This window comes from Peptostreptococcus russellii (assembly GCF_900110295.1).
In the GTDB taxonomy this organism is placed as follows: domain Bacteria; phylum Bacillota; class Clostridia; order Peptostreptococcales; family Peptostreptococcaceae; genus Peptostreptococcus; species Peptostreptococcus russellii_A.
On sequence record NZ_FODF01000002.1, the window covers coordinates 112,943 to 135,320 of the forward strand.

The 22,378-nt window shown below is 31.1% G+C and carries 21 protein-coding genes; 1 reads left to right on the forward strand and 20 read right to left on the reverse strand.

The features are described 5' to 3' along the window. Positions 1–202: 202 nt before the first annotated feature. The 7 genes from BMY82_RS01935 to BMY82_RS01965 all read right to left on the reverse strand — a co-directional run bounded on the left by BMY82_RS01935 (position 203) and on the right by BMY82_RS01965 (position 7,635). Positions 203–1,510: a nucleotidyltransferase gene (locus tag BMY82_RS01935; protein ID WP_091974056.1), complete on the reverse strand. Its 1,308-nt coding sequence runs from the start codon at positions 1,508–1,510 to the stop codon at positions 203–205. A gap of 12 nt (positions 1,511–1,522) precedes the next feature. After that, positions 1,523–2,068, reverse strand: coding sequence for a permease (locus tag BMY82_RS01940; protein WP_091974058.1), 546 nt, complete (start codon positions 2,066–2,068; stop codon positions 1,523–1,525). Between the two features lie 66 nt (positions 2,069–2,134). Then, on the reverse strand, positions 2,135–2,626 hold the full coding sequence (coaD, locus tag BMY82_RS01945; RefSeq protein WP_091974060.1) for a pantetheine-phosphate adenylyltransferase: 492 nt from the start codon (positions 2,624–2,626) through the stop codon (positions 2,135–2,137). Next, a complete protein-coding gene (gene rsmD, locus BMY82_RS01950) occupies positions 2,619–3,179 on the reverse strand; it encodes a 16S rRNA (guanine(966)-N(2))-methyltransferase RsmD (RefSeq protein ID WP_091974063.1) in 561 nt (186 codons plus the stop codon). Before rsmD ends, coaD begins: the two co-directional genes overlap by 8 nt. A 119-nt stretch (positions 3,180–3,298) precedes the next feature. Continuing rightward, positions 3,299–5,356, reverse strand: coding sequence for an ATP-dependent DNA helicase RecG (gene recG, locus BMY82_RS01955; protein WP_091974065.1), 2,058 nt, complete (start codon positions 5,354–5,356; stop codon positions 3,299–3,301). A gap of 245 nt (positions 5,357–5,601) precedes the next feature. Next, entirely contained in the window at positions 5,602–7,269 is a 1,668-nt protein-coding gene (locus BMY82_RS01960; RefSeq protein WP_091974067.1) for a DAK2 domain-containing protein, read from the reverse strand. 15 nt (positions 7,270–7,284) lie between these two features. Continuing rightward, positions 7,285–7,635, reverse strand: a complete 351-nt coding sequence (locus BMY82_RS01965) for an Asp23/Gls24 family envelope stress response protein (protein ID WP_091974069.1) — start codon at positions 7,633–7,635, stop codon at positions 7,285–7,287. A 215-nt stretch (positions 7,636–7,850) separates the two neighbouring features. Here BMY82_RS01965 and rpmB point away from each other — a divergent pair, with 215 nt between their 5' ends. Beyond that, entirely contained in the window at positions 7,851–8,039 is a 189-nt protein-coding gene (rpmB, locus tag BMY82_RS01970; RefSeq protein ID WP_091974071.1) for a 50S ribosomal protein L28, read from the forward strand. Positions 8,040–8,178: 139 nt separating this feature from the next. Here the strand turns inward: rpmB and BMY82_RS01975 are convergent, their stop codons facing one another. The 13 genes from BMY82_RS01975 to def form a co-directional block, all read right to left on the reverse strand. After that, a complete protein-coding gene (locus tag BMY82_RS01975) occupies positions 8,179–10,728 on the reverse strand; it encodes a histidine kinase dimerization/phospho-acceptor domain-containing protein (RefSeq protein WP_091974073.1) in 2,550 nt (849 codons plus the stop codon). Then, complete coding sequence (locus BMY82_RS01980; protein ID WP_091974075.1) at positions 10,703–11,413, reverse strand: response regulator transcription factor; 711 nt, start codon at positions 11,411–11,413, stop codon at positions 10,703–10,705. Before BMY82_RS01980 ends, BMY82_RS01975 begins: the two co-directional genes overlap by 26 nt. Positions 11,414–11,488: 75 nt before the next feature. Beyond that, positions 11,489–12,154 carry a thiamine diphosphokinase gene (locus BMY82_RS01985; protein WP_242938888.1) on the reverse strand — a complete coding sequence of 222 codons (666 nt, stop codon included), beginning with the start codon at positions 12,152–12,154 and terminating at the stop codon, positions 11,489–11,491. A 9-nt stretch (positions 12,155–12,163) separates the two neighbouring features. Next, positions 12,164–12,820, reverse strand: a complete 657-nt coding sequence (gene rpe, locus BMY82_RS01990) for a ribulose-phosphate 3-epimerase (RefSeq protein WP_091974077.1) — start codon at positions 12,818–12,820, stop codon at positions 12,164–12,166. A 28-nt stretch (positions 12,821–12,848) separates the two neighbouring features. Beyond that, positions 12,849–13,745, reverse strand: a complete 897-nt coding sequence (gene rsgA, locus BMY82_RS01995) for a ribosome small subunit-dependent GTPase A (RefSeq protein WP_091974080.1) — start codon at positions 13,743–13,745, stop codon at positions 12,849–12,851. A gap of 153 nt (positions 13,746–13,898) precedes the next feature. Continuing rightward, complete coding sequence (gene ymfI / locus BMY82_RS02000; protein ID WP_420358840.1) at positions 13,899–14,642, reverse strand: elongation factor P 5-aminopentanone reductase; 744 nt, start codon at positions 14,640–14,642, stop codon at positions 13,899–13,901. A 136-nt stretch (positions 14,643–14,778) separates the two neighbouring features. Then, positions 14,779–16,671 (reverse strand): Stk1 family PASTA domain-containing Ser/Thr kinase, encoded by a 1,893-nt coding sequence (gene pknB / locus BMY82_RS02005; RefSeq protein ID WP_091974083.1) that lies wholly within the window; start codon positions 16,669–16,671, stop codon positions 14,779–14,781. Positions 16,672–16,683: 12 nt separating this feature from the next. Beyond that, positions 16,684–17,436, reverse strand: a complete 753-nt coding sequence (locus BMY82_RS02010) for a Stp1/IreP family PP2C-type Ser/Thr phosphatase (RefSeq protein ID WP_091974084.1) — start codon at positions 17,434–17,436, stop codon at positions 16,684–16,686. A 20-nt stretch (positions 17,437–17,456) separates the two neighbouring features. After that, the gene (gene rlmN / locus BMY82_RS02015; protein WP_091974086.1) at positions 17,457–18,488 is read right to left on the reverse strand and encodes a dual-specificity RNA methyltransferase RlmN; all 1,032 of its coding nucleotides are present in this window, start codon (positions 18,486–18,488) and stop codon (positions 17,457–17,459) included. A gap of 24 nt (positions 18,489–18,512) precedes the next feature. Continuing rightward, positions 18,513–19,856, reverse strand: a complete 1,344-nt coding sequence (gene rsmB / locus BMY82_RS02020) for a 16S rRNA (cytosine(967)-C(5))-methyltransferase RsmB (protein ID WP_091974088.1) — start codon at positions 19,854–19,856, stop codon at positions 18,513–18,515. 355 nt (positions 19,857–20,211) lie between these two features. Continuing rightward, positions 20,212–20,904 (reverse strand): zinc metallopeptidase, encoded by a 693-nt coding sequence (locus BMY82_RS02025; RefSeq protein ID WP_091974090.1) that lies wholly within the window; start codon positions 20,902–20,904, stop codon positions 20,212–20,214. A gap of 31 nt (positions 20,905–20,935) precedes the next feature. Continuing rightward, positions 20,936–21,865, reverse strand: a complete 930-nt coding sequence (gene fmt, locus BMY82_RS02030) for a methionyl-tRNA formyltransferase (RefSeq protein ID WP_091974092.1) — start codon at positions 21,863–21,865, stop codon at positions 20,936–20,938. Positions 21,866–21,867: 2 nt separating this feature from the next. Further along, positions 21,868–22,323: a peptide deformylase gene (gene def, locus BMY82_RS02035; RefSeq protein ID WP_091974094.1), complete on the reverse strand. Its 456-nt coding sequence runs from the start codon at positions 22,321–22,323 to the stop codon at positions 21,868–21,870. Between the last annotated feature and the right edge of the window lie 55 nt (positions 22,324–22,378).

Sequence of the window (22,378 nt, forward strand, 5' to 3'; positions counted from 1 at the left end):
CTTTTTAATCTAAATGTACACATTTTTAACATAAATTCTATATTTAGTTTATAAAATATCAATGTTATACTGTATAGCTATTGCAAAACTTAAACGGCAAAAATTTCACCGTGCTTACTTTTAGATGATAACGTTAACATTTTTATCTTATTCAGTTATCATTTTTAAACAACAACTGAAAATATTTTAAATACTTTAAATGCTATAACATATACCCCAGTGTTACAAAATCGGGTTCACCCTTTTTAAGAATACTGCGGTTTTGACTATAGTACTTCTGATAATATATATTAGAAGATTTGATATCAAAATCAAACATCTTTTTTAATATAGCATTATTTCTGTACTCATCCGACTTTTTAGCTTTTGCGGGTGACTTAATTATTAAAGCATTGGATTTATTTTTAATCTCTTTCAAAATTTCTGTTCCCTTTTTATTAAAAGCAAGGACTCTTATATATGAAAGAGCTTTTAATCTTCTTATCTCTTTCATATCATCTTTATATATTCCTAAAAGAATATTAAACAAAGTTCTTCTTATTCTTGATGAGCTATACCTTGCCGACGTCAACTCTTCAACTAGCTCTTCAAAATTATAAGAAGTTGTAATATTTTTCCTTATGGAATTTTCTATTCCTTCATTTACTTCAAAATATTGTTCTAAGTTTTCTTCTTCTCTCAATATAGAGTAGCAAAGCTCATCAAAAAAATTTTCTGCATAGATAGGATAAATATCTTTTGAAAAATTTTTCTTTATTACTTCTACACTTGTGCTTGGTAGATATTTTTCAAAACCTAAAATTTTTTCTTCTTCAATTTTTTCTATAGTATCCATTTCTCTATATCTTTTAGAAATTGTCTCTTTAACATTATAAAGACTCTTTCTTATTGAAGTCGCCGATTTAAAGTTGCCTTTTGCTTCAATGCTATTATGGTCTACTGCCTTTCTCAAAATAGAGACTGCTTCTATATTAGAATCTATTCTAAGCAGTTCTTTTAAATATTCTATTGCTAGAATATTATTTGACATTGATAAAAATTCACTATTATCAAGCTCTAAAATCTTTTCTATAGCACTTTGCCTTGCTATAGGAAATGGAAGCTTCTCTGCTAAATATTTTGATAGTATTTTTTCATATTCTTCATTTCTATAAACCAATATCCTTGCAGTTTCTTTTAGTTTTTCAATATTTTCTTCTTCTGTTCCAAAACATATTGAGTCTAAACACCCAAGTGCATCTAGACTCAATATTGCTCCTCTTGCATAAAGTTCTGCTGTTTGAGTTGCAAAATAAGCTGGAATTTCAATTACCAAGTCTGCACCTGCAGATATTGCCATTTCAGCTCTGCTAAATTTGTCAAATATTGCAGGAGCTCCTCTTTGAACAAAGTTTCCACTCATTGCCACTACTAAATGAGATATATCTTTATGTCTTTTATATTCTTCAATCTGATATCTATGACCATTATGAAAGGGATTGTATTCAGCTACTATTGATCCTATTTTCATAATGTCACCATCTTAAAGCTTTCCTTTGTCTGATCTTACTTCTGCTAATATTGATGATAAAGTAGCTTCAACGCTTTCTAACTTGTCTATTGAATATCCTCTTGCACCATCTCTAATATTTCTTGAATATTCCTGTGCTTCTCTAATAAGCTTTTCTGATCTAGCCTTTGCATCTTTCATTGTCTTACTTTCACTTACAAGCTCTTCTGCTCTCATTGTAGCTTCTCTCATCATAGTTTCCATTTCACTATCTGCTTGCTTCTTTCTCAAAATTATATCTTCATTACACTCTTTTATACTCTGTTCTTTTTCTCTTTTTGCTTCTTCAACTATAAAGTTAGCATCATTTCTTGCTGATTCTAGTATAGAGTCCTGCTCATCAAGTATCTTTAAAGCAGTATCTAACTCATATGGCAAGCTTTCTTTTAAACTATCTAGTAAATCAAGCATTTCATCTCTGTCTACACCGACTTTTTTTGATAAAGGAAGCTTTCCAGCTTCATTTAATATATCTTCTAACCTACCTATAAGGTCTATTACTCTGATATCTTCGCTCATATTAACCTCCAATTTAATTATATTTAATATAGTATTTCTTAAATAGTGCATTATATGCTACTAATTTTATAAAAGACCTCTTTTTTTCTTCAATTCTTCCAAAACACATTTAGGAACTAAATCTTCTATATTGGCATTAAACCTTAATACTTCTTTTATAAGTGAAGAGCTTATAAAAGAATACTTTGTATTTGTAGGTATTATTACTGTTTCTATTCTATCATCAAGTTCCTTATTCATATGGGCCATTTGTAATTCATATGCAATGTCTGCAGATGATCTAATCCCTCTCACTAAAACTGTTATATCATTTTTCTTACAATAGTCTACTAGTAGCCCCTCAAAAAATACAACTTCTATATTTTTTATGTGATCTGTAGATTTTCTTATTAACTCAAGTCTTTCTTCCATTGAAAAAAGCGCATTCTTATTTGGATTTATCAGAATACCAATTTTAAGTTCTCCAAACAACTTAGATGCCCTTTCTATTATGTCTATATGACCATTTGTAATTGGATCAAAACTCCCCGCAAAAATTGCTTTTATAGGCTTACTCATTATCTTCCTCCAAACCATAAAATGTCAACATAGTAATCCCATACTTTCTTTCTTTATAAACGCAGAGATCCCCAACATCTTTCATTTTTATATCTGCATCGTGTTCCACGACTATAATTCCATCTTTATCTAAAACTCCACTTTCATCTATTGATTTAAGCACATCTTCAAATAGACCCTTATAGTATGGTGGATCTACAAAAATTAAGTCAAATTTCACTCCCCTTGAAGCTAAATTCTTAATTACTGACTTGTAATCCTCATTCATTATGTGACTTTTTTCATTAAACTTTGTCTTTTTTAAATTGCTTTTTAAGACTTGTACACTTTCCTTACTTTTGTCACAAAAGTAAACTTCTCTTGCTCCTCTGGATATACATTCTATTCCTAGAGCACCACTTCCCGAGAAGAGATCTAAAACAGTGCTGTCGTAAACCTGAGGAGAAATTATATTAAACATTGACTCCTTGACTCTGTCAGTGGTAGGTCTTATATCATTATTTGTAGGAGTATTCAACTTAAGTCCCCTTGCACTTCCCGATATTACTCTCATTGTGACCTCCTTTTTTACACATATATCTTATTATATTTTATCATACAATGTACCTTTTAACTAGAGTTAAGTTATTTTATAAGCTGTATCTTATATGTTTTTTTAAAATCTTAAATTATCTAAAGAGAAATATTTTCACCTATAGATTTAAACATTTCTTCTATTTTATATTTTATTCCTTGATTTTCTTTTAATTCAAGAGCTGGGTCTTTAGAATAAATTTCCCTTGCTTCTTTCTGTACCATTCTCAATATTTTCATATGCTTAAATAAGTTTGCAACCTTTAATTCTGGTAAACCATGCTGTCTTGTTCCAAAAAAGTCTCCCGGACCTCTTATTTCTAGGTCTTTTTCAGATATTTTAAAACCGTCATTAGTTTCTTCCATTATATCCATTCTTTGTTTACAAACTTTTGTCTTAGAATCATATATTAGTGTGCAGTAGGACTTTTCACTTCCCCTGCCGACTCTTCCTCTTAACTGATGTAGCTGAGATAGACCAAATCTCTCTGCATTTTCAACTATCATCAAAGTTGCATTAGGAACATTAACGCCTACTTCTATAACTGTTGTAGAAACAAGTATATCCAATTCGTGGTTTTTAAAAGCCTCCATAATTTCATCCTTTTCCTTTGCCTTCATCTTCCCATGCAAAAGTCCTACTCTCAAATCTGGAAACATCTCATTTGCTAGTTCTTCATATACTTCAGTTGCAGACTGAACTTCTAAAACTTCACTTTCTTCCACTAGAGGACAAACTATATAGGCTTGCCTTCCTTTTTCTATTTCAGATCGAACACTTGACATATAATATTTTTTTCTTTTATTTTTTTCAATCGCAATAGTCTCTATTGCTTTTCTTCCAGGTGGCAATTCATCTATTATAGATATGTCCAAATCCCCATATAAAATAAGAGCCAAAGTTCTAGGTATGGGAGTTGCAGTCATTACCATAACATCTGGATTTTCAGACTTTGAATTCAGTTTTCCTCTTTGCCTTACTCCAAAACGATGCTGTTCATCAGTTATTACCAATCCCAATTTTTTAAATTCAACTCTATCCTCTATCAAGGCATGAGTACCTATCAAAATATCTATATCTCCTGCACTTAATCTTTCCAATATTTCTTGACCTTCTTTTTTTCTAGTACTTCCAGTCAATATCTCCACCTTAATATCTTTATCTCTAAAAAACTCAGTAAAACTTTCATAGTGCTGCTTTGCAAGTATTTCTGTAGGCGCCATATAAGCCCCTTGATATCCATTTAAAACAGCATTTGCAAGTGCTAGTTGGGCAACTACTGTCTTCCCACTTCCAACATCTCCTTGAACTAATCTATTCATAACCTTAGGAGACTTCATATCATCTATTATTTCATTTAAAGCTCTTTTTTGAGCCTTTGTAAGCCTAAAAGGAAGAGAATCTTCTATTTCATCTAATTTGGATCTATGTTCAAACTCAATACCTCTTACAGTGCTATTTCCACCCTTTATAGAAAATAGTCCTAGCTGCATAAATAAAAACTCTTCAAAGATTAGTCTAAACATCGCAACTTTTAAATCTTCTTTTCTTATAGGAAAGTGCATACTTTTTATGGCAAAGTTTATATCACACATACTATACTTACTAATCAATTCTTTAGGTAGATACTCCTTTATTCTTACATCAGAGTTTTCAAAAACATTTCTTATTACTCCCATTACATCCTTGTTGCTGACTCCATAAGTCAAGGAATACACTGGAACTATTATTCCTGTATTCTTTTCTGTTTTTTCATACTCAATTTCACAATTGTGCATTTCTACTTTGGAATTTCCTTCAATTTTTACAGTTCCAAAAACTCTTACTATATCTCCTACTCTAAATGTATTTCTTAAATAAGCTCTATTAAAAAATATAAGGCTTGCCTTTCCCGTTTCATCGCTTACTTCAAACCTAGTAATAGTCAGTTTGTTAGCCTTTAAATTCACTATATTGTTTATTCTTACTTTAACTTTTACTTTTTCCGAATCTTCCAGTTGAAAAATTTTCTTTTCCCGACTCCTATCTTCAAACTGTCTCGGAAAATAATAAAGGGCATCTTTTATAGTTTTGATTCCTAGTTTTGACATTTTCTCTGCCTTTTTAGGACCTACTCCTTTTATATATTGAATATTTTCATTTAATACACTATACATCTTTATCCCTCTCACTGTGCTGATTTATTTAAAATATATTTTTATTAACTACACTGAAAATATTATATCATATAGTAATTTTTTTTAAAATCCTTTACAAAAAAGGAGAAGATACTATGCTCTTCTCCTCTAAATTCAATCATCTTCGACTTATATATCAATAATTAGTTATGTCTATTTTTATAAAGTCTCAATTTAAATAAATATTTTATCTTGCTTATTTTTTGAATATTATTTTACAAAATTTATTCTACAGATATAAAGTAGTAATATAGTGGCTGTCCACCATAGTAAAGTTCTACATCAACATCTTCAAATTCCTCTTGTATTAATTCTGCAAAGGCTCTTGCTGAATCTTCTTCCACATTTTCTCCATAATAAAGAGTTACTATATCAGAATCTTCATCTACCATATCAGCAATTACATTCTTAGTTACTTCATCTACACTCTTTCCCGAAGATATAAGCTTCTTTCCTGTTATACCTATTACATCGCCTTCTTTTACTTCTATACCGTCCATAATAGTATCTCTTACTGCATATGTTATTTCACCTGACTTAATGTTTTCAAGTGCATCTGTGAAGCTTTCCATATTTGTATCTGCATCGGCTTCAGGGTCAAAAGTTACAAGACATCCTATACCCTGAGGTATATTCTTTGTAGGAACAACATATATATTCTTTTCAGAGATTTCCTTTGCCTGATTTGCAGCCATTATAACATTTCCATTATTTGGAAGTATAAATATATTATCTGCATTTATCATATTTACAGCATTCATAAAATCTTCTGTAGAAGGGTTCATTGTCTGTCCACCTTCTATCACTATATCAACACCTAATTTTTCAAATATCTCAGAAAGTCCACTTCCCATTGTTGTAGTGATGAAACCATACTTTTTCTTTTCTTCATTTACAACAAATCCATCTTCTTTTCCTACTTGAGCTACTTCTTCTTGCTCATCATCAGGTATTATTTGATTTTCATGCTGAACTCTCATATTTTCTATTTTTATAGTCAATAATGGCCCATATTTAAGAGCTTCCTGAAGTACATTACCTGGTTCATTTGTATGAACATGAACCTTTACTACACCATCATATCCTACAACTACTAAACTATCTCCATAATTTAGCATTATATCTCTCATAGAATCAGAATCAATACTATCTGATTCTAATATAAATTCTGTACAGTATCCGAATTTTATATCTACATCTCTAGCACTATCACTCTTTGTACCAATATTTTCAGACTTCGCCTGTGTATCACTTCCTGCAGATAATAGTTCTACTTTTCTACCCTTTAAAGCTGAAAGCATTCCTTCATACATACAAACTAGACCCTTACCACCTGAATCCACAACTCCAGCATCTTTTAAATTCTTTAGTAATTCTGGAGTTCTTTCAAGAGATGCATTGGCCTCTTCTACTACGCTTTCAAAAAACTCAACTATATCCTTATACTTCTTGGCATGCTTTACTGCGTATTCGCCTGATTCTCTTACAACAGTAAGAACGGTACCTTCTATAGGCTTTATAACTGCCTTGTATGCTGTGTCTGATCCTGACTTTAAAGCTTTAGCAAATGAATTAATATCCAACTCATTCTTGCCCTCTACAGACTTAGCAACACCTCTTATTATCTGTGAAAGTATAACTCCTGAGTTACCTCTAGCCCCCATAAGAGACCCTTTAGATAAAGCCTTGCCTATTTCTTCAATATTGTCTTCCTTTACCTTGTTAAGCTCCTTTAAAGCGGATGCTATTGTAAGCGACATATTTGTACCTGTATCTCCATCAGGAACAGGGAATACATTTAGCTTATCAATTAATTCTTTATTATTCTGAAGATTATTCGCACCCGAAATAAACATCTCCCTAAATAATTTGCCATCTATCTTTTGATTCATTACATATCCTCCCAATTACTTGACTCTTATTCCCTGAACACTTACTGTTATCTGATTAACCTTTACTCCGGAATAAGTTTCGACTGTGTACTTTATTCTTTCTATAATATTATTTGCAACAGTAGTGATGTTTGTACCATACTGTAATATTACAAATATCTCTATATCCACTTCTTTTTCATTTAATTCTACAATATTAACGCCCTTAGTTGCATTTTCGCCTTTTAATAGCTCTACTATTCCCTTTGATTTAGCTGAGAAGCCAACTAGACCATAGCTCTCCATAGCAGCTTTGTAAGTTAACTGGGCAAGTACGTGCTTATCTATTTCTATGTTTCCTAATTTATTGCCTATTACTGAGCTCATAAACTACCTCCTAATTTTCTGTATATACAATTTAATATCCAAAAAGAACTTATTCAAATCTTTTTAAAAGAAATATTTATTGATTAAATCCTGTATCTTATATTATACAAAAAAAATAAGATTAATGCAATTTTTTACTTGATTTTTCTATTTTACTATGATATCATTAATTATGTTTTTAGGCTTAATATTTTAGTATTAAGGAGGTGTGCATAGTGTCAAGAGTATGTAGCGTGTGCGGAAAAGGTAGAGTATCTGGAAGTAAGGTATCTCACTCAAACAAGCATAGTAATAGAACTTGGTCAGCAAACTTAAGAAACGTTAGAGCTGTAGTAGACGGTACTCCAAAGAGAGTTGCTGTATGTACTAGATGTTTACGTTCAGGAAAAGTTGAAAGAGCTTAGTTAGCTTAAATAGGCTATGGGTTGTAACCCATAGCTTTTTTTATTATTTTTTAAACTCACTTTTTATTAAAAAATAACTTTTATTTTTCTATTTTGCATATTAAAAGTACCTATGAAAAATTTCATAGGTACTTTAATATTAACCGATTAAATCATCATCTTTAATCTCTCTTTTCCCTTTTTTTGAAGGTTTTTTATTATCAACTTTATTATTTTTTTGATTCTTTTTATTTTTCATAAAAAAATCACAAGAATCTTTTTCTATTTGAAAACTTTTCATATCCGACTTTACAATTTCGGTATTTTTGTTCTCTAAATCTTTCTCTACTTCAAAATTTTCTTTATTAGACTCTGGTATTATGTATCTAGAAATATTTTTTTCTTCTTTTTCTTTCTTTTCTTCATATTTTTTCTTTATTTCATATGCTTTTTTAGTTTCACTATCCTTCTTAAAGCTTATCTCTGCCTTGAATAAGTCTCCATCAAGATAAAGCCTTAACTGTCCTCCTTGAGCTTCAACATAACTTTTAGCTATTGATAAACCTAATCCTGAACCTTCTGTATTTCTAGATTTGTCTCCTCTTCTAAATCTCTCTAAAATATCCTCTACTTCATAGTCTATTTCAGTTTCTGATATATTCTTTAAAATAATATGAACATTGTTGTCATCTTCAAATATATCTATATAGGCTCTTGTACTAGCCATTGCATACTTGGATATATTTACTAACAAATTCTCAAATATTCTATAGGTTTTTTCTCCGTCTAACTTCAAAATTACCTTATGCTCTGGGAAATTTGTCTTAACAGAAATATCCTTATTTTTTAACTTATCACTTACTTCAAAGATAGTTTGTTTCATCAGCTCTACTACGTCAATATCATTAAACTCTAGCTTAATATTACCTGTTTGTGCCTTTGAAATTTCAAACATATCATCTATAAGGACTTTTAACCTTTCAGACTTCCTGTATATAGTATCTATATACTTTACAGCCTCCTCATTGGTCTCTACAGTCTTTAAGAGGTCTGTATAAGAAAGTATTGATGTCAGTGGAGTTTTAAGATCATGAGAAACATTTGAAATCAATTCACTTTTCATCTTCTGACTTTTGATCTCATCATCTACTGATTTTTTATACGCCTTTTTTATACTTGCAAGCTGCCTTTTTATTTCTTCATAGATACCTACATCTTCGGACATAATGTCCTTATCCAAATTTCCATTTGCAATATCCTTAGTAAGATTTAAAAGATTTGCATAATCTTCTATAGCTTCATTTATCGTGTCTTTTACTATCTTTATAAATAAAAATAGCATTAAAACATAAAATATAAATAATATGTCTACCATAGGATTATTATTTGTAAAAATAAGGACTACAAATATAAATCCTGAAAAAATAATTACTATTCCTATTATAAATAGCCTATTGTATTTTTTCTTGAAATCTATACTTAAAAGATTCTTTACAGATTTATAAAGAGAGCGATATATCAGTCGTATAAATCTAATTATCAAACTTTTATTTTTGAAATAACTTGAAAAACCTTCTTTAAATGCTATTTTTAAGAAAGTAACGCAAATAAATGCCATTAAGAATATTAAAAACCAGTATCCTATATTAAGCAAATTTACTATTTGCTTTGCAATGGAAAGCTTGATTCCGTTTGCTATTATTAGGTTTAATAAATTTCCTGTAATAGTTTCTCTGACTATTTTTATAGGTACATTATCGCTTAAAAGAGAATAATATAGATAGAAAAATACTCCCAAAATTATTTCAAAAGGAAATCTATATAGCCTTTCCATACCTCTAAAACTTCTCAATCTCTCTGTAGGGATCATAAGAGCTATAAGTGATATAACAATAATTATTGCCCTTGCAATAGTCTCTATTATCTTATATGACCTTCTTTCACTTTTATTGATAAAGTTACTTACAGAGTCATTACTTGTATAAAAGTTTGCATTTATATTCCTTGGTACTGCATATACAAACTTCATATTTCTTATAGGCTCTATTTTATAATTTGAAAAATCACTTGATGGTTCTCCATTTATAAAATACAAAGTTCCTATATTTTTACTTGCTTGTAAATCTAAAAAATAATTATTCATAGTCTCTTTATTTAGACCGTAACAATAAGTAACTTTTCCATCACCATTTTCATCATATTCAAAAACTATATAGTTCATAAATAATCTTTTTAGATCTTCTTTCTTAAAGTTTTTGAAATCATAGTTTGTCATAACTGTCTTAGTCTTTGTATTTTCACAATAATACTTTATATTACCATTGGATTCTGTTATAAAAGTATTGAGATTTTCAAAGCCAGCATTAAATGAATCTTTTATTCCTTGACTATCCATTTCACTTGAATAGTAGTCAACTTTTACATTGTCCACCATAGACTTAATTGTTTCCTCTGTTAAAAAAAGATCTGATGGCTTTATTAATTTATCTTTTTCATATTGATATTCCTTGTAATATAAATAGTAATTAGAATTGTATAAATCCGACATATATGCTTCACTATCAAAAGGATTTGTATTGTCATTTCTTACTTTGACTTCAACATAGTGATATCTATAAATCATCACCAAAGAAAGAGCAAGCATAACTAACAAAACTAAAAAGGTGAAAATATTCCTTTCTTTTTTAGATTTTGTCAATCTTGTATCCAATTCCCCACACCACCTTTAGGTACTTTGGATTTTTAGAATCCAACTCAATTTTTTCTCTAATATTTCTTATATGTACCATTACTGTATCTGTATTAATTGCACTTTCATTCCATACTTTTTCATAAATTTCTTCCGATGAAAATACTCTTCCAGGATTCCTCATCAATAGATTTAATATTTTGAATTCAATAGGTGTAAGTTTTACATTATTTCCATCAACTGATACCATTTTTGTATTTTCATTTAGCTCTAAGCCACCTATTACATATACGCCCTCTTGTTCTTCTGACTCGCTATTTTCAACTAGGTTAAGGTACTTTGTATATCTTCTAAGCTGAGAGTTTATTCTTGCAAGAAGTTCAAGTGGTTTAAATGGTTTGTTTACATAATCATCTGCTCCTATATTAAGCCCCATAATTTTGTCTACTTCTTCTGACTTTGCAGATAGAATTATTACAGGAAAATCATGTTTTTCTCTAAGCTTCATAATCATTGTAACTCCATCCATTACAGGCATCATTATATCTACTATTGCAAGATGAATATCATTTTTTTCTATTGCTTCTAAACCTTCTTCTCCGTTATATGCCTTTACAACATTATAACCCTGATTAAGAAGATAGATTTCTATTGCCTCTGCTATTTCTTTTTCGTCTTCTACTACCAATATATTGTATGGATTCATAATAACCTCCCTTATTAAATAGTTATATAGTACTAAGGATATATGTAGATTTTCATCCACATATATCCCCTTTGATTATTTTTGTTTCACTATAAGCAAACATCCATCTCTAACATTTATATGACATTCATCATTTAGCATTACATTAGAAATACCTCTAGGAGTAGAATATTCTAAATCAAACTCCTCAAGAGGATACTCCAAATCTCTTAATGTAACCCCATTTGCATCTCCCTTAAAAGGAATTACAGATACAATATCACCTTTTTTACCTTCTATTGCCATTTCATCATTTTCAAGTATATATATGTCTTCTGTTTCAGATATTATTCTAGGATATACTCCCTTTTTTAATATATAATATAGGAGACCAATATTGCTTAGCTCATGATCAATTCTTCCTCCAAGAGCTGCGTAAATATCTATACACATATTTCCTAGTTCAATTGCTAGTATGATTCCAAGCTCAGAGTCTGTTTCATTTTTTTTACATGGATATTTATAGTATTCTATTCCATGTTCTTTAGACTTTTCAAATACTTCTTTGTCTATAGAATCTAGATCTCCTACTATGTAATCTGCCTTAATCCCCATTTTATAAAGATGGTTTGCTCCACCATCTATTGCTATTATGTGTGTATATCCTTTAGACAGTATTATACTTCTTAACTTTTCATAATCTTTAACTTCACCATTTAAAACCACACAGGCTCTATTCGTAGAAATAAATTTACCGTACAACTACACCAACTACTTTCCTTCAGCAGCGTCTCTTAATCCCTTAACTGCCTTATTTATGTCATCTCCAAATATCGCTGAACCAGCAACTAATACATCGGCTCCAGCATCTACAATTTCTTTAATATTGTTGGCCTTTACTCCACCATCAACTTCTATAAGAACATTTAGATTTTTTTCTTCTATTAATGCCTTTAATTCCTTTATCTTTTCAATTGTCTCAGGTATAAACTTTTGTCCACCAAAACCTGGATTTACTGACATTAAAAGTACCATATCTATATCACCTAAAACATGTTTAATTGTATTTATAGGTGTTGCAGGGTTAAGAACTACACCCGCTTTCATTCCATGAGATTTGATATTTTGTATTGTTCTATGAAGGTGTATACACGCTTCTTGATGAACTGTTATAATATCACAACCTGCATCTGCTAGAGCAGGTATAAAGTTATCTGGATCTGTTATCATAAGATGTGCATCAAATACCATATCTATATCTTTTCTAAGACTCTTTATTATAGCTGGTCCAAATGTAATGTTCGGTACAAAATGACCGTCCATAACGTCTAAATGAAGATACTCACATCCTGCATTTTCAACCTTTTTACAGTCCTCTAAAAGTGTGGCAAAATTTGCCGATAATATTGATGGTGCTAATTTCATAATTTTTCCTCCTAGTTAAATCACAATGATTTTATAAATTTCTTTTTAGTTTCCCTTTTAAATTATTTATTTCATCTAATATTTGAAGATAGCTTTCATATCTTCTTTTTGATATATTTCCATCTTCAACTGCTTGTTTTATACCACAAGCTGGTTCATTTTTATGTATGCACTTTGAACCAAATTTACAAGTTCTGTATTGTTCAAATTCAATAAAATATTCCTGTAGTTCTTCTACTTCTATATTATTTAATTCAAAAGAACTGAAACCTGGAGTATCTGCTATTATTGCATTCTTGCCTATTTTGAAAAGCTCTGCATGCCTTGTAGTATGCTTACCTCTTCCTAATTTTTGAGAAATTTCAGCCGTTGCAAGGTCAATCCCCGGAGCTATATAATTAATAATACTCGACTTTCCTACTCCTGATTGCCCAGCAAAAACAGATATACAGCCTTCTAGTTCTTCAAGAACCTTTTCCATATTTTCTCCTGTTTTGGTACTTACTGCCAGTACTTTATAACCTACTTTTTCAAACTCCTCTTGTATAGATTTTGTAATTTCACCACTCTCATCAAGATCTGTCTTGGAAAGAACTATTACAATATCCAAGTTTTCTCTTTCTGAAAATACTATAAATCTATCCAATAAAACAAAGTTCGGATTAGGCTCCTTTACAGAAAATGTAATCATAACCTTGTTTATATTTGCAACAGGTGGTCTTACAAGTTCTGAAACTCTCGGATGAATCTCCTCCACTATACCTTTTTTTCCTTCTTCATCTACTATGCTTATAGATACTCTATCTCCTACAAGGGGTGTTTTATTTCTCTTTCTAAATATGCCTCTTGCTTTACATTCATATATTGTATCTTGAACTTCTACATAGTAAAATCCGCTAATTCCTTTTATTATGATTCCTTCTAGCATCCTGCCTCCGTTTTTTTCTTAAAATTTCATTAATCACACAATACTTCTATAATACATGATAACATATTGCCATCTTTTATAAAAGATTTAATCTATTTCGTTTTATAAATTATAATAGTTTTTTAGTCTATATTTTATAAAAATATCTCTTTATTATATTACAAATCCTCCATTAACACCTATAATCTGTCCTGTTATAAAGTCGGATTTTTCAGAAGCAAGAAATAACACTGCGTTAGAAATGTCTTTAGGGTTTCCAAGCTCCATAAGAGGTGTTTCATCTTTTAAAACTCTAATGTCATCCTCTGTAAAATCATTCATCATATCAGTCATTATAACTCCTGGGGCTATGGCATTTACATTGATACCTGATGGTCCTACTTCCTTGGCTAGAGCCTTTGTAAATCCAATTACACCTGCCTTACTAGCAGAATAGGCTACTTCACAAGATCCACCAGTTACACCCCACATAGAAGACATATTTATTATTTTCCCCTTATGCTCAGAAATCATAATCTTTAATGCCTCTTTTGAACATAAAAATACAGATTTAAGATTATTACTAACTATATTGTCCCAATCTTTTTCTTCCATATCTGTTATTAATCCTTCAAAGCTTATTCCTGCATTATTTACAAGTAAATCAAGAGTCTTGTACTTTTCTATACAAAATTCAAACATTCTTTTTACTTCTTCTGACTTCGATACATCTGCCTTAAATATTTCACAATTAATAGACTCAGCATTTAATTTTTCCTTTATTTCTTTTGCCTTATCTTCTGACTTATTATAATTTATAATTACATTATATCCTTCTCTTGCAAGATCCAGGCATATTTGTCTTCCAATTCCTCTTGAGCCTCCTGTTACCAATGCTGTTTTCTTCAATTCTAACACCTTACTTTCTAACCCTTATTGTTAATTATATTTTTCTTATTATTTCAATAAGCTTATCTTTCGTAAAAATTCAAACTGTCCCTTTAAAACACAATTAAAAAGAGTTATCTTTCGATAACTCTTTTTAATTTTATATTTAATTCATTCCATTACTTCCTGTATTTTGACTTCCATGATTACTTCCCTGTCCCTGTGTAGTTCCTGGGTTCTGGTTAGTCTGACCACCCTGTGTAGTTCCCTGACTTCCAGTATTTGGAGTAGTAGGTGGATTTGTATTCTGATTGCCGGAATGGTTATTATTTTCTTGATTTCCAGTATTTGAGTTATTTCCAGTTTCTCCTGTTGCTGGTGGATTTGTATTATTGTTGTCTATATCATTATTTAAATCCTCACTAGGAGTCTCTGTATTCTCTATAATACTTGGCTTTTCCTTCTTAGGTTCTCTACCCTTGCTTACTACTAGAGAAACCTTCTGCCCTTCATCATTTGAACCACCTATCAAGCTCTGACTTAATACAGTACCTTCTTCTGCACTGTTATATTCATACTTAACATTTCCTAGAAGCAGTCCATTATCGTTTAATAACTTTTCTGCCTGGGTCAATTTCAAGCCTACAACATTTGGTACTGGCACCTTAGAATTTCCCTTACTTACTATAACTCCTATTGAATCACCCTTCTTCAACTTTGTATCTGGGCTTGGAGTCTGAGAAATTATCTTGCCTTCACCTACTTGATTACTATACTCCTGAGACTTAACTGTCAAGTTCAAGCCCTTGGAATTTAGCTCATTTTGAGCTTGTTCAACTGTCATATTTATAAGATTAGGTGCCGCTATATCTTCGCCCTTATCTCCAAATGGATTGAATCCAAAGTATTTCATTGCGGCTACTCCATACCCCATAAGTATTAATATCAGTATGGCAGCTATTATCTTAAGCCTTCTTCTAGACTTAGGAGTTTCCTGCTTTCTTGCCTTCTTTTTCTTTTCTTTTTTAAGATCTCTTCTAGACTTAGGATCTTCTTCATAGTAATCATCATCATAATAGTCATCACTATCATAATAATCATCGTCATAATCTTCATCATAATACTGGTCTTCATCATCATTATAAACTGCAGGTCTTCTTCCATTAAACATACTTGGATCCCTACTGCTCATATCTGAAGTTGCAAAATTATCATAGTCTTTTACATACGGAAGATCTATATTATTCTCTACAAACTCAATATCTTCAATAAGTTCTTCAGCTGTCTGATATCTATTTGCAGGTTCTTTTTCTGTAAGCTTTCCTATAATCGTTCTAACGCTTTTGGGAATTCTTACCTCTTCCTCTTCTGTAAAAGTTATATTTTCATTTATATGCTTTAGTGCTATTGATATTGGGCTGTCTCCAACAAATGGAACTCTACCAACTATCATTTCATACATAACTATACCCAAAGAATAAAGGTCTGCATTGCTTGTAAGATGCTTTCCCTTTGCCTGTTCAGGTGAAATGTAGTGAACTGATCCGATAACACTCCCCATATTTGTCATTGTAGAACTGCTCACCGCCTTGGCTATACCAAAATCAGCAACCTTTACTAATCTACCATCTTTTGAAATCAGTATATTGTGTGGTTTTATATCCCTATGTATTATACCGTTTCTATGAGCTGCACTAAGAGCCTGAGCTATTTGCTTAGCAATATCAAGTGCTGTATATTCTTCTAAACAACCTTCATTTTGTATTATTTCTTTAAGGTTTTGCCCATCTACATATTCCATTACTATATAATGAACCTTACCATCTTCACCAACGTCGTAAACGTTCACGATATTTGGATGTGATAAACTTGCAACGGCTTCTGCCTCTCTTTTAAACTTCACCAAAAATTCCTGATCATCAACATATTCAGGTCTCAATACTTTTACTGCAACTATTCTATTTAACAGCTTGTCTCTGGCCTGATAAACAAAGGCCATTCCACCGTCTCCTATTTTCCTTAGAATTTCATATCTATTTCCTAATACTGTCGCTCCCATAATAACACCACCTTACGCCATAACTATTATTACAGTAACATTATCTTTACCTGAAGAATTATTAGCCAGATCTATAAGGCTATCAGCGATAATATTAGCATCACCATTATTTATAAATACTTTTTCAATTTCTTCCTTATTGACTGCGCCTGTCAGACCATCAGTAGCAAGTAAAAGTTTTTCGCCTTCCTTCAATTCTCTAGTAAATATATCTACTACAACTACTGGTTCAGTACCAACGGCTCTAGTGATTTTGTTTCTATCAGGATGAACTCTCGCTTCTTCTTCTGTAATAATATTAGCCTTTACATATTCTTCTACTATAGAGTGGTCTGATGTTATCTTTTCTAACTTACCATCTGAGTCTACAACATAGCACCTACTATCGCCAACATTTGCAACATATGCTACCCCATTATAGACAACTGCAACTGTTAAAGTTGTTCCCATACCATCAAAGGCAATATCTTCTTTTGACTTTTCATATATCATTGAATTCACTGTATTGTATGATTGCTTAATTATATCGTCAATGTATTCAATCTTTATTGTTTCATTTTGTATCAATTTGTCGTTGAATAATTCAATTATATTATCAACGGCAAGCTGGCTGGCAACCTCACCTTTGTTATGGCCACCCATACCATCAGCAATAGCGAATATCCCAACTTCGCTATCCTCTCCAACCTCTATTATTTCTCCTTTGCAATAGTCTTCGTTGTTTTTTCTGACCATGCCAATGTGAGAAGTACATACAAAATCCATATTCTTCCTCCTTAAATCTGTTACTTCACTTTTCTTCTCAACTGCCCACAGGCACCGCTGATATCAGCCCCCATAGAGTTTCTGATAGTAACAGGTATGTTCTTTTTATCTAGATAGTTTTTGAACCTATTAATATACTCCATATCCGGTTTTTCAAAATCTCTTTCTTCTATTGGATTAATCGGTATCAAATTAACATGACACAGCATTCCTCTCAATAATTCAACTAATTTTTTAGCTTCTCTATCTGAATCATTTTTCCCTTTAATTAGAGAATATTCAAATGTTATTCTTCTGTTAGTCTTTGAAATATAATAATTACATACTTTAATAATTTCATCAATTGAATATTTTTTCGCAACCGGCATTATTTCCTGTCTTTCATCATCAAATGGAGAATGAAGTGATATTGCAATATTTATTGGTATTTCCAAATCTGCAAGTTCATATATTTTATCCACCAATCCGCAAGTAGATAAAGTTATATGTCTATATCCTATATTCAAACCATTTTCTTCATTAACAAGTTCCAGGAATTTCTTTGAATTCTCAAAATTGTCAAGCGGCTCACCGCTTCCCATCATTACTACATTGGAAACTCTTTTCCCAAGATCTTCCTGAACCTTCATTATCTGATCCAGTATCTCCCAAGCTTCAAGGTTTCTTTCAAGTCCGTCTATTGTAGATGCACAGAATCTGCACCCCATCCTACAACCAACTTGATTTGAAACACAAACAGTAACTCTATTATCATACTCCATGGCTACTGTTTCTATAATGTTTCCATCATTTAATAAAAATAGATATTTTTTGGTATTGTCTATTTCAGACTCTAACCTTAATTCTATATCTATATTTCCTATAATAGAAGTTTCTTTTAGCTTTTCTCTAAGTGACTTTGGTATATTGTTCATTTCATCAAAATCTCTTATATTCTTGTATATCCAAGAGAATATTTGACTACCTCTGAACTTTTTTTCACCTATGCTTACTAAAAAATCCTTCATTTCTTTTTCTGTTAAGTTTTTTAACACTATCTTCCCTTTATACATTATATCACACCTCTGATACTTTTTTTAATTTTTTTTCAATCTACATATAAAGAAGCCATCCATTTCAAACTCATCAGGATATATGTTTATATATCCACTGTCTAAAGTAGAGCTATCTAGATTTAGATTTTCTATAGAATCAAGGCTAAAATCTTGATTTTCTGAAAGGAATCTATATATAATTCCCATATTTTCTTCTTTAAATATAGTACAAGTAGAGTAAACTAACACTCCACCTTCCTTAACATATTCTGCTGCATTTCTTAATATTGAAAGTTGAATATCTGGAAGCTTATTTACTTCTTCCTCTGTTTTATATTTAATTTCTGGTTTACGTCTTACTATTCCCATACCTGAGCAAGGTACGTCGCTTAAAACATAATCAAACTTACCCTTATATTCTTCACAAAGGCTCAATGCATCAGCTTTTTCAACTTTTATATTATTTAGACCTAATCTATTTGCATACCATTTTATCATTTTAATTTTATGATCATAAATATCCTGTGATAAAACTAAGCCAGTATTATTCATTAATTCTGCTATGTGTGTTGTTTTACCACCAGGAGCTGCGCATAAATCCAAAACCTTTGAATTTCCTTTTGGATTTAAAGCTTTTGAAACTAACATAGAGCTTATATCCTGTACACTTATATAGCCCATTTTAAATAGCTTGTTAGCTTCGATATTCTTAAAATTATCCGCCTGTATAGCTTCTTCTAAAAACTCACTTCTCTTTGCTTTTATCCCTTCTTTTTCAAGCTGATCAATTATAAATTCTGCAAACTCATCAATATCATCAAAACCATCCATTTTACTTCTATTTATTCTCAAGTAAAGCTTTGGTCTTTCTGATAAAGATTCTAAAATGCTTTTTGCTCTAGCTAGTCCATGTTCTCCTATCAATCTATCTACTATCCATTTTTCATAGGAATACTTTATAGCTATATTTTCTGTTGTATTATCATTAATCTTGCAAATATCATCTTTTTTTCTAAGAACATTTCTTAAAATAGCATTTACAAAACCTGACGCTCTTTTATCTATTTTCTTAATAATATCTACTGACTCATTTATCGCTGCATAATCTGCTATTCTATCTAAGAATACAATTTGGTACACTCCTAGCCTAATCGCTATTTTTACAGAGTTTTCCATTTTTCTTACCTTTATTTTCGATACCTTGTTTATTATATAATCAATATACCTCTTTTTTTCTATTACACCATAAACAAGCTCTGTTATTAAACCCTTGTCTCTGTTGTCAACTTTCGCCTTTGATAGGTGAGAGTTAAGAGATATATTGGAATAATTGTTGTTTACTTCTATGTCCATTAAAATTTCATACGCAATCTTTCTTGCCGACATAATTTCTCCTTCCATTTCCTCATATTATATTTAATTTATCTTTTGCATATTTACAGATAACTCATTTCAATATATTTACTATTAAAATCAGTTATTTCAAATACAATTAAGTAACATTATACCATATTCTATAAATATACATATTTATCTTTTCATTTTATAACACTATTATTATCTTACATTACTCTGTTTCAAAATACCTTTAAATAACTTAAATCTACTTATAGAGCGACTTTCATATTTTCTATTCATATATTTTTTATAGTTATATTTTTTCATACAAGCAAGTTTCTAAATTAATATTTAAAACTAATATGACTATATGCATTGCATATAGTCATATTGTTAAATATTCTTAGTCATTATTATCTCTTGCAATTACAACTAATCTTAGTAGCTGAAGAATTGATGAAAGTGCTGCTGCTACATATGTTAGTGCCGCTGCACTTAAAACTTTTTTGCTTTGTTGATTTTCTTCTGCTCCCATTATTCCAAGACTCTGTAATTGTTTTAAAGCTCTACTAGAAGCATTAAATTCTACAGGAAGTGTTACTAATTGGAATAATACTGTTGCAGAGAATAATACTATTCCTATCCATAACAAACTTTTATTTATAAAGAAACCTAATAGAATTATAATCCATGATGCTGATGATGCAAAATTTACAGCTGGTACTATTGCACTTCTGAGTGTCAATGGTAAATAAGACTCTTTGTGCTGTATAGCATGACCACATTCATGAGCAGCAACTGCTACTGAAGTAATGGATGTTCCATAATAAACTTCCTCAGAAAGATTTACCTTTCTACTTCTTGGATCATAGTGGTCAGTAAGAGTTCCTCTAACTGGATATACAGGCACTGAGCTAAGACCATTTCTATCTAATATAGTTCTTGCCACTTCTGCACCTGTAAGACCTCTTGATGCTCTTACTTTAAAATATCTGCTTGTTACCGAATTTACTTTGTATGAAGCATATGCTGAAAGTATAATTGCTGGTAACAATATTAACATTGTTCTATCCCAAAAAAAACCATATGGATACATATTTATCACCCCTTATAAAATACAGTGAACACTATCTCAAAATAGTTCCCTCTTCTATACTATTACCCTTTATAAATTCCGAAACCGGCATTCTCTTTTTGTTAGGCATTTGTATATCTACAATTAAAAGTATATCTTTTCCACAAGCTACTTCTATACCTTCTTTATCTACTTTTAGTACTTTTCCATTTTCTTGTGAGTGTTCTCTTTTTATAACTTTTGTTTTCCAAATTTTAATTTTTCCATAGTCAGATTCACACCAAGCTCCAGGCCAAGGAATTGTTCCTCTCACAAGATTATGTATTTCCTGTGCAGACTTTGAAAAATCAATATGACCTAAATTTTTATCCATCATAGGTGCATATGTAGATTCTTCATCATCTTGCTTTGTTCTAGTATAGTTGCCAGATTCAATAGCCTTCACTGTCTGACTTAAAAGCTCTGCGCCTTCTACCATCATCCAATCATGAAGTTCACCTGCAGTTATTTCGTCATCTAACTTGAACTCCTTTGACATTATAATATCTCCAGTATCAAGACCTTCATCCATAAACATAGTTGTGACACCAGTTTTTGAATCCCCATTAATTATGGTCCAATTTATTGGTGCTGCCCCTCTAAGCTTAGGAAGTAGCGATACATGAACATTTACACAACCTTTTTTTGGTATTTCAAGAAGATTCTTTCTTAAAATCTGTCCGTAAGCTACTACAACTATTAGCTCTGGATTTAATTCTTTTAGTTTTTCTATAAATTCAGGATCTGATGCTTTCTGTGGTTGAAGCACTTCTATATTATTTTCAAGTGCAACTTCCTTAACAGGTGACATCATCATCTTTTTACCTCTGCCTCTAGGTCTATCTGGTTGAGTTACAACTGCCAAAAGTTCATGTCCATCAGCTATTATCCTCTTTAAAGTCCCGACAGATATCTCGGGTGTACCCATAAAAACAATACGCATTATTATTCACCCTTTTCTTCTTTATTTACTCTTTCTACAAATAGAATTCCTTCTAGGTGATCAAGTTCATGACAGAAAGCTCTTGCTAGGAAACCTGTTCCTTCAACAAGTATATCTTTTCCATTTCTATCCTGTGCCTTAACCTTTACATAGTTTGGTCTTGTAACATCCCCTATATAATCTTCTACACTAAGGCATCCTTCTGGATCTGTCTGTTCACCTGAAGACTCTATTATTTCAGGATTTATAAGTTCTATAAGACCACTTCCTACATCTACTACTACAGCTCGTCTTATAATTCCAACCTGTGGTGCAGCTAGACCAACACCATCATTTTCATACATTGTTTCTGCCATATCATCTAGCAGTTCATGTAACCTTTCATCAAAATCCACTACCTTTTTACACTTTTTATTTAAAACAGGATCTCCCATTTTTACTACATTTCTTATTGCCATGTCTTCCCTCCTACTTTTTCTTTCTTTATATAATTATATTAACATTTTTTTTATA